Genomic DNA, 7,711 nt, shown 5'->3' on the forward strand with positions numbered 1-7,711 from the left:
GATAAGCATCCCGGCTACGGCCAAACGGGCAAGGCGGCCCTCAGGCCACGCTTACCATCATGAGCGATACCTCTAATCCGAAGAGCGAGCCCTTCTCGAATGCCGAGAAGGACCCGGACGATTGGACGACCGGCGACGAGCCGATGACCGGCGCGCAGGCGAGCTATCTGAAAACGCTGAGCGAAGAAGCGGGCGAGGCATTCGACGAGTCGCTCACCAAAGCCGATGCGTCGAAGCGGATCGACGCGCTTCAGGAACAAACCGGACGCGGTAAATAAGCCGTCGCGGTCAGCGCGCGTCGCTGGCCGCGATCAGCCGGTCGAGCAGCGCCAAGCGGCGCGCGATCTCGATACGATAGGGCGTGCCGTCCGGCGAAAGCTGGACGGCGCGTGCCCACAGGGCGCGTGTTTTCGCGATATCGCCGGCCTCCAGATAGGCAAAGCCGAGATAATAAGGCGGTGCCGGGTGCTCCGGGGCCAATCGTGCTGCCTGCCGGAACGCAATTAGCGCGGGCGGTGACACGCGGTGACCCGCTTCGGCGGCAAGCGTTACGCCGGCCCATGTCCAGAGGATGAAGCTCTGCGGCAGCTTGGACAGGCCGCCCAGGACGACCCGCGCCGCGGCATCGTCATTGCCGCTGCGCGTCATCGCGTCCGCGGCGACGAGGTAAGCGGTATCGGCGTTGAAGCGCCCGAACATGCTGTCGCGCAATTGCGTCTCTTCGATATCGATCGGCGGAGTCGTGGCCGTTCGCTGCGGTGACGCCGCACCGAGCATCGGCCGCCCCTGCCACGCATAGCCGACCCCGCCCAAGCACAGCGCCGCGCCGATCATCGACCACAACAGCCGATCGACGCGGAGCCACAAGGCCATCGCCGCGAACGCCGCCGCCGCGAGCACTAGAAGCGCGACAAAGCCCATCAGCGCTGCTCCTCAAGCGTGCGGGTTTCATGCATCTTGCCCGCCATCTGCGGTGGCATGTATTTCTCGTCGTGCTTGGCGAGCAGGTTGGTAGCGACGAACGACGCGTCGGGGCGGAAATGCCCCTCCGCCACGACTCCCGAGCCTTCGCGGAACAGGTCGGGCGCGATCCCGCTGAACCGCACCGGCGTGGTCGCCTTGCCATCGGTGACGATGAAGTCGATCGACACGCCGTCGGCGGCGCGCTTGAGCGAGCCGCGCTCGACCATCCCGCCCAGCCGCACCGCCTTGTCGGGTGGCGGCAGATGGCCTGCCACGTCGGCGGGCGCGTAGAAGAACGCCGCCTGGTCGCGCAGCCCGGACAACGCGAGCAGCGCCGCCGCGGCGATCGCCCCGAGCCCGAGCAGGACGAGGATCAACCGCTGGTTCTTGCGCGTCACTTTTCGGCGTCCCGCATCTGGCGCCAGCTCCACCAAGCGAGCGCCGCGGCAGCGAGCAAGGTCAGCGCATAAGCGCCGGTGACGAACGGCCACGGGTTCATGCGCGCGCCCGCCGCCGCAGCCGCGCCTCGGCCTTTTCGCGCGCCAGCATCGTGCGCATCCGCATCAGCACCACCGCACCGAAGAAAAAGGAAAAGCCCGCGAGCATGATCGGCAAGGGCCAGAGCAAGCTGCGGTCGATGCTCGATCCAGTCAGACCGATGCTCGGCCCCTGATGCAGCGTGTTCCACCACACGACCGAGTAGCGGATGACGGGAAGCAGCACCGTGCCGGCGATGCCGTACAGCGCGGGGATACGTCCGTCGCCGTCGCGCTCGCGGTCGGCCTGCGCCAGCGCGATGAAACCAAGATAGACGAAGAACAACAGCAGCATCGACGTCAGCCGCCCGTCCCATTGCCACCACGTCCCCCAGGTCGGCCGTCCCCAGATCGCACCGGTGACCAGGCAGAGCGCGGCGAAGATCGCGCCGGGCGCGGCGATCGCGCGGGCGGCGATCATCGCCAGCGGATGCCGCCAGACGAGGAAGACGATGCTCGAAACAGCGATGCCGCTCCATCCGCCCATCCCGAGCCATGCGGCGGGGACGTGGATGTAGAGGATGCGGACCGTCTCCCCCTGCAGATAATCGGCCGGGGTCTGAGTGAGCCCCGCCCAGCAGCCGATCGCGATCAACGCCAACCCCGCCCAGAACAGGATGGGGGTGAGCGGACGCGCGATCTTCAGGAAACGCGCCGGGTTGGCAAAGACATGGAGCGCAGGCACCCGGCCCGGATAGGCGAAGCGGAAGCGGTCGTCACCCCCGGCGTTGGGTCGTCGGCGGCATAGGGACACAATGGCGGCGTCTCGTGCGGCACGCGTAGCGGCGGAATTTACAGACATGGGCCCCTGCCTTCGCAGGGGCGACGGGGATCAACCAACCGTCGCCCCTGCGGAGGCAGGGGCCCATGTCTGCTTCGTATCGCGTTTCGCCGCCGCTAGATGCGGCGGCGATGTGTCAAAAAGCCGCCGTCACGCCGCCCGCCCGATCAGGCGGCGCGCAATCCGGTCGGCAACCTCGGCGGTCGGATCGCCGGAGGCAGCGGCTTCGTCCCACACCTGATCGAGCCGACCGGGGATCTGCGCGATCCGCGCCATCACCTCGGCCTCGTCGCCGTGGCCGAGATATTCGAGCCCGACGTTGATGATGCCGCCGGCGTTGATGACGTAATCGGGCGCGTAGACGATCCCGGCATCGTGCAGCCGCTGGCCATCGGCGCGCGTCTCGAGCTGGTTGTTCGAGCCGCCCGCGACGATCTTGGCCTTGAGCGTCGGGATCGAGCGTTCGGTGAGGATCGCACCCAGCGCGTTGGGGCTGACGATATCGACGTCCGCCGACAGGATCGCGTCCGGCGCGACGGTGGTCGCGCCAAGCTCCGCCGCCATCCGCTCGGCGCGGGCCTGATCGACATCGGCGAGCGTCAGCACCGCGCCGTCCTTCGCCAGCAGTCGGGCGAGGCCGCCGCCGACCGAGCCGAGCCCCTGAATCGCGACGCGCACACCCTGCATATCGTCGCTGCCGAGCCCGCGCTTCGCCGCGGCACGCACACCGAGGTAGACACCATGCGCGGTGTACGGCCCAGGATCACCACCCGCCGCGCCCTGCGCGACCGGCAGGCCCGAGACGTAGCGCGTCTCGCCTGCGATCACCTTCATCCGCGCTTCGGACATGCCGACGTCTTCGGCGGTGACGTAGCGGCCGCCCAGCGATTCGACCGCGCGGCCGAAGGCCACCAATTGCGCTTCGCTGATCGTCGCGCCCGGCCGGTCGGCCAGCACGACGCCCTTGCCGCCGCCCAGATCGAGCCCGGCCATCGCATTCTTGTAGCTCATGCCGCGCGAGAGACGCAGCGCATCGGTAATCGCACGGGAATCATCGGCGTAGTGCCAGAAGCGCACCCCGCCTGCCGCCGGTCCGAGCGTCGTCGAGTGCACCGCGATGACCGCCTTCAGCCCCGAAGCCGGGTCAGTGAACAGATGCAGCCCTTCATGGCTGTCGAAATCGGGATAGTCCCAGACCGAGGTCATCGTCTCTCCAGTGCGCACGACGTTAAATTACGTCCGGGCGCAATAATCTTGTCACGCGAAAAACGCCAGCAAGAAACGGAAATGGAGGGATGGGGCGATCGACGGGACTTGAACCCGCGACCCTCGGTACCACAAACCGATGCTCTAACCAACTGAGCTACGATCGCCGCGAAGGCCGTGCCCCTAGCGGCACCGCGGGCCGTTCGTCAAGCGGTTCAGAAACGTCCGTCGACCGAGAAGGTGCGCGCCGCGCCATTGACCGCGAACCCCGCCCCGTCGAGCCGTGCCGCGATCGTCGGATCGGTCGGGATCAGCGTCAGGTCGGCGCGATACCGGCCATCGGGCCACAGCCGCAGGTTGACCCCCTCGCCCGCCCCGCTGGTGAGCGGCAGCAGCAATGCGCCGGCATCGCAGCGCGCACTGCCGCTGAGCGCCCCGGGAAGCGGCTGCCCGAGAAACGCCCCGGCGAGCGACGCGCGGACGCGACCTTCGGCCGCCTGACAGGTGCCGTCGACGAAGCGCACCGTCACCCCGTCGAGGTTGAGTGCGGAAACGGGCAAAGGCGCAAAGGCGTTACCGGGCGAGAGCGGCCCGCTGGCATCGATGATCGCCGCACGATTGCGCCCGATCTCGACCGCGCCGGCCAGCCGCTGCGCCGGGTCGTTCGATTCGCTCGACAGCGCGATCCGCGCGCGACCGATCAGCAGCGAAAAGGGTGACAGGCCGGCATCGAGATCGCCTAGCGCGATTTCGCCGAACCGCGCCTCGACCAGGCGACCCGACCACAGGCTGCCGGTCACTTCACGCGCGGCGAAGCCCTGTCCGTCGAGCCCGCTCCAGCCGAGCGCGAGCCGCAGCGGGAGGAAGGCGAGCATCGCCGCGACGAACAGTGCGAGGAACAGCGTGCGACGGCCGGTGGTGAGCGGGATCCGCATCAGGCGCCCCGTGCGCGGAGCGTCATGGTCGCGGTGACGCTGCCCGCGCCGTTGCCGGAAACGCTCAAGGAATCGACCAAAATGCCCTCCGCCTCCAACCCGCTGATCCATTGCATCAACGCGCCGGCGCGCGCGGTGGCGACGGCGGTGCGGACGCGGTCGGGCGCCTCGACGTCGAGGCTGGCGAGCGTGAACCCCGCAGCGTCGGCGCGCGCACGGACGATGTCGGCCAGCGGCGCGGACAGCGGGGTGGCGCGGCGCTGCAACGCCTTGACCTGCCGCAGCCCGGACTGCGCGGTGCCGAGGCGGATCACCGCATCGGTATAACGCTCACGCGATGACGACAGGCCGTCGCGCACCGGGCGGATCACCGCGCCCCACACCAATGTCACCGCCGCCAGCGCGACCATCACCAGCAACAAGCGCCGTTCGCGCAGCGAGCGTCCGTCAAACCATGCCTTCAACGCCGTCATGGCCGCACCGTCATGTCGCCGGTCAGGCGACCGGCCGATTGCTGGAAGACGCTCGATTCGACCGTGAAGCCCGCGTCGGCGAGCCGCGACTTGACCGTGTTCGCCTGCGCCTCGCCCGCCAGCGACAGCGAGACGCGCAACGCGCCGTTCGGCTCGAACTGCAGCGCGGTGATCTCGGTATCGGGCACCGCCTCCACGATCGCGTAGACCGCCGCGGCGGTGCGGGTGAAGCCCTGCCCCGGTCCACGCAACGCCGACAGCCGCTCGCCGAGCATGCGGGTCTCGTCGCCTTCGCCAGTGCCGCGCGGCAGGCCCTGCCGCGCGATCGTCGCGGCGCGCTGCTCGATCGCATCCGCGCCGAACGAATAGCGCATGATTCGCACGACATCGATCGCCAGCGTCGCGAGCAACGTCAGCCCGGCGAGCACCGCCAGCCGCCGCACCAGCGCCCAGTCGATCGCAGTACGCCGGCGGCGACGCGCGAATGCGCCCTGCCGCAGGTCGATCACCGGCTCGGCGACCGCATCGATCGCAGCAGCGCGCAACGCGTCACGATCGAGCAGTCGGGGGGTTTCGCCGCGGGTGACCAGCCCCGTCAGCACCGGCTCGTCCGCCCAGCCGGTGGTGCGACCGCGCGCCACCACCTGCCCGCCGAGATCGGCGCGGACATAGCCTTCCTCGGGCTCGGGGAGCAGCAACGGCGCGGGCACGACCGCGGCCGGATCGACTCCGCCGCGCGCCAGTGCCGCGAGCCAGCCCGCCATCCGCGCCGGCGCGACGACCGCGATCGCGCGCTCGCCGTCGCGTTCGCGTCCGACCGCGACGTGGAGATCGTGCGCGGGCTCGGCGGTCGCATCGCTGACCACGACGCGCGCCGCCGCCAGCGCCTGTGCCGGGGACCGCGCGGGCAGCGTCGCCCAGTGCAGCGTCACCGCATCGGCGGGCGCGACCGCGACGACGCGATCCTCCGCCGACACCTCGGGCATCCCCTCGCCCTCGCGCTCGACCGCGTCGTCGCGGATCCGCCACCAGCGCCACGGCTGCGAATCATCGGGGGGCAGGAAGAGGAGCGTCGCAGCGGTCATGGTACATCCCCCCATTGCCGCGTCACGAGCCGGACGGGAAGGGTCCGCGCATCGATCAGCCCTTCCTCATGCAATTCTGCGCCGCCATTGACCACATCGATGCGCAGCGCGAACCATTTCGTCGTCACGGCGGTCTGCGATTGCGCGCCGATGTCGGTCGCGCCGCCTGCGCTCGCCAGTTGCGCCCAGAACTGCCCTGTTTGCGCATAGCCGCCGGGCGGGCGGCGCAGCAGCAGGCCCTGCGCCTGCGCGACGCCCATCGTGTCGGGGAGCAGCATCGCGAGCAGCGGCGCCTGTTCGGGGAGCAAGGTATTGACGTTGAGTACCGATTGCCGCGCGATCGGCAAGGTGCACACCCACGGCTGGATCAGCTTGTACGCCTCGGGCGTCACACCCTTCACCGCGCGCAGCTCGCTGACATCGGCCATCAGCGTGCCCGCGGTGCGATAGCCGCGATAGGCGCTGTTCTCCGCCCCGCCGGGCAGCGGATCGTCGTCGCTGTCGAGCCAGTCCGCCGTCGCCACCGCAATCGCATCGCCGTCGGGGACGCGCAGCAGCCGCAGCAGCCGCTGGAAACGCGTGAGCGCCTGCGGGTTGACGAGATAGGCGTCGCCGAAGCCGAAGGTGACCAGTCCGTTGAGGTTGAAGCAATTGCCGCCATCGGTGACGCGCGCGGTCGCGCTGCCGCCCGGGATGGGCAAGCCGAACGGTCGTCCGCTCCATCCCCCGCTCAGCGCGACGCGATCGCGCGATTGTTGCAGCAAGGTGGAGACGCGGCGTGTCGCGAGCGTCTCGGCGGCATAGGCGTAACCGCGTGCGGCATCGAGCGCGACCGCGTTGGCGGCGAGCCGCGTCGACAACCGCAGCCGTTCCAGCGCGGTCGCCGCCATCACCGCGATCACCGCGACTAGCAGCAGCACGGTCAGCAGCGCGGCGCCGCGCTCGCCGGGCCTAGCGCGCCGCACTGGCCGCGCCTGTCGGCGTTGGGGACGGCGTGCCGCCCGAGCCGGGGCCCAGCTGCCCGTTGTTGCCGTCGTCGAGCGTGCGCGGTGCGCCGGTGCCGACGAGGAACAGCAGCCGGTACGATTGCCCGCCGGCGCGCACCAACGTCAGCTCCATCGCCTGCGGCAACGACGCCCGCTCGTCGCCCTGCCATGTATCGCTCCATGCCCCGGCATAGCGGAAGCGGACGCGTACCTCCTGCACGCGATCGACCAGCAGCGCGGCGGGGAGCGGCGCAGCGCCGTCGAGCGCGGGATAGGCGACGCGCTCGATCCCGTCGGCGGTCAGGCGGTATTCGACCTTCTGCAAGGTCGCGCGCGGTGCCTGATCGGGGTTCGCCCAGCCGCCGCGCACGAAGCGCAGGATCGGCTGTGCGCTGCGGTCGCCCGAGAAGGCGGGGAACAGCGTGCCCGCGGCGTCGCGGGTCGGGCGATCCTGCGCCTGCGCCATGTCGGCGGTCAGGATCGACACCAGCCGGTTGAGCGCGGCATTGTCGTCGAGCGCCGCGCCGGTCGCGCTCTGCGCGCGGACGCTGAACGCCAGCAATGCGACGCCCGCGGCAGCGATCATCCCGAAGATCATCAGCGCGATCATCACCTCGACCAGGGTGAAGCCCGCGTCATGCGTCTTCCGGCGGCTCACTGTCCGGTCCTGACTTGCGAGATCGGCGCGGGGGGCGGGCGGACCATCGTCGCGCGGCCCATCACCGCGCCGCCCGCGTCGCTGACCG

Annotated in this window: 11 protein-coding genes and 1 tRNA gene; 1 reads left to right on the plus strand and 11 read right to left on the minus strand. The window is 70.1% G+C overall.

The annotated features are described in order from the left end of the window. Positions 1-59: 59 nt before the first annotated feature. Entirely contained in the window at positions 60-278 is a 219-nt protein-coding gene (locus tag AADI75_RS15695; RefSeq protein WP_341209926.1) for a DUF3072 domain-containing protein, read from the plus strand. A 10-nt stretch (positions 279-288) separates the two neighbouring features. On the opposite strand, the gene AADI75_RS15700 is transcribed toward AADI75_RS15695, so the two are convergent. The 11 genes from AADI75_RS15700 to gspJ form a co-directional block, all read right to left on the minus strand. Next, positions 289-921, minus strand: coding sequence for a hypothetical protein (locus tag AADI75_RS15700; RefSeq protein WP_341209927.1), 633 nt, complete (start codon positions 919-921; stop codon positions 289-291). Continuing rightward, the gene (gene ccmE / locus AADI75_RS15705) at positions 921-1,361 is read right to left on the minus strand and encodes a cytochrome c maturation protein CcmE (protein ID WP_341209928.1); all 441 of its coding nucleotides are present in this window, start codon (positions 1,359-1,361) and stop codon (positions 921-923) included. The genes AADI75_RS15700 and ccmE overlap by 1 nt, the downstream gene beginning before the upstream one ends. Beyond that, complete coding sequence (ccmD, locus tag AADI75_RS15710; protein WP_156025782.1) at positions 1,358-1,462, minus strand: heme exporter protein CcmD; 105 nt, start codon at positions 1,460-1,462, stop codon at positions 1,358-1,360. The genes ccmE and ccmD overlap by 4 nt, the downstream gene beginning before the upstream one ends. Beyond that, positions 1,459-2,184: a heme ABC transporter permease CcmC gene (gene ccmC, locus AADI75_RS15715; protein ID WP_341209929.1), complete on the minus strand. Its 726-nt coding sequence runs from the start codon at positions 2,182-2,184 to the stop codon at positions 1,459-1,461. Before ccmC ends, ccmD begins: the two co-directional genes overlap by 4 nt. A 246-nt stretch (positions 2,185-2,430) precedes the next feature. Continuing rightward, a complete protein-coding gene (locus AADI75_RS15720; protein WP_341209930.1) occupies positions 2,431-3,486 on the minus strand; it encodes a Glu/Leu/Phe/Val dehydrogenase dimerization domain-containing protein in 1,056 nt (351 codons plus the stop codon). A 90-nt stretch (positions 3,487-3,576) separates the two neighbouring features. Then, positions 3,577-3,653, minus strand: a tRNA-His gene (locus AADI75_RS15725). A 48-nt stretch (positions 3,654-3,701) separates the two neighbouring features. Beyond that, a complete protein-coding gene (gspN, locus tag AADI75_RS15730) occupies positions 3,702-4,421 on the minus strand; it encodes a type II secretion system protein N (RefSeq protein WP_341209931.1) in 720 nt (239 codons plus the stop codon). Continuing rightward, complete coding sequence (gspM, locus tag AADI75_RS15735) at positions 4,421-4,894, minus strand: type II secretion system protein GspM (RefSeq protein ID WP_341209932.1); 474 nt, start codon at positions 4,892-4,894, stop codon at positions 4,421-4,423. Before gspM ends, gspN begins: the two co-directional genes overlap by 1 nt. Continuing rightward, positions 4,891-5,979, minus strand: coding sequence for a type II secretion system protein GspL (gene gspL, locus AADI75_RS15740; RefSeq protein ID WP_341209933.1), 1,089 nt, complete (start codon positions 5,977-5,979; stop codon positions 4,891-4,893). The genes gspM and gspL overlap by 4 nt, the downstream gene beginning before the upstream one ends. Then, entirely contained in the window at positions 5,976-6,944 is a 969-nt protein-coding gene (gspK, locus tag AADI75_RS15745; protein ID WP_341209934.1) for a type II secretion system minor pseudopilin GspK, read from the minus strand. The genes gspL and gspK overlap by 4 nt, the downstream gene beginning before the upstream one ends. Next, on the minus strand, positions 6,931-7,623 hold the full coding sequence (gspJ, locus tag AADI75_RS15750; RefSeq protein ID WP_341209935.1) for a type II secretion system minor pseudopilin GspJ: 693 nt from the start codon (positions 7,621-7,623) through the stop codon (positions 6,931-6,933). The genes gspK and gspJ overlap by 14 nt, the downstream gene beginning before the upstream one ends. Between the last annotated feature and the right edge of the window lie 88 nt (positions 7,624-7,711).

This window comes from uncultured Sphingomonas sp., assembly GCF_964021865.1.
Classification (GTDB): Bacteria; Pseudomonadota; Alphaproteobacteria; order Sphingomonadales; family Sphingomonadaceae; genus Sphingomonas.

What these genes read in the sequence shown, in the direction of transcription:
- AADI75_RS15695 (WP_341209926.1), top strand. Translation starts at nt 60, where the DNA reads ATGAGCGATACCTCTAATCCGAAGAGCGAGCCCTTCTCGAATGCCGAG.
- AADI75_RS15700 (WP_341209927.1), bottom strand. Translation starts at nt 921, where the DNA reads ATGGGCTTTGTCGCGCTTCTAGTGCTCGCGGCGGCGGCGTTCGCGGCG.
- ccmD (WP_156025782.1), bottom strand. Translation starts at nt 1,462, where the DNA reads ATGAACCCGTGGCCGTTCGTCACCGGCGCTTATGCGCTGACCTTGCTC.
- AADI75_RS15720 (WP_341209930.1), bottom strand. Translation starts at nt 3,486, where the DNA reads ATGACCTCGGTCTGGGACTATCCCGATTTCGACAGCCATGAAGGGCTG.
- gspN (WP_341209931.1), bottom strand. Translation starts at nt 4,421, where the DNA reads ATGCGGATCCCGCTCACCACCGGCCGTCGCACGCTGTTCCTCGCACTG.
- gspM (WP_341209932.1), bottom strand. Translation starts at nt 4,894, where the DNA reads ATGACGGCGTTGAAGGCATGGTTTGACGGACGCTCGCTGCGCGAACGG.
- gspL (WP_341209933.1), bottom strand. Translation starts at nt 5,979, where the DNA reads ATGACCGCTGCGACGCTCCTCTTCCTGCCCCCCGATGATTCGCAGCCG.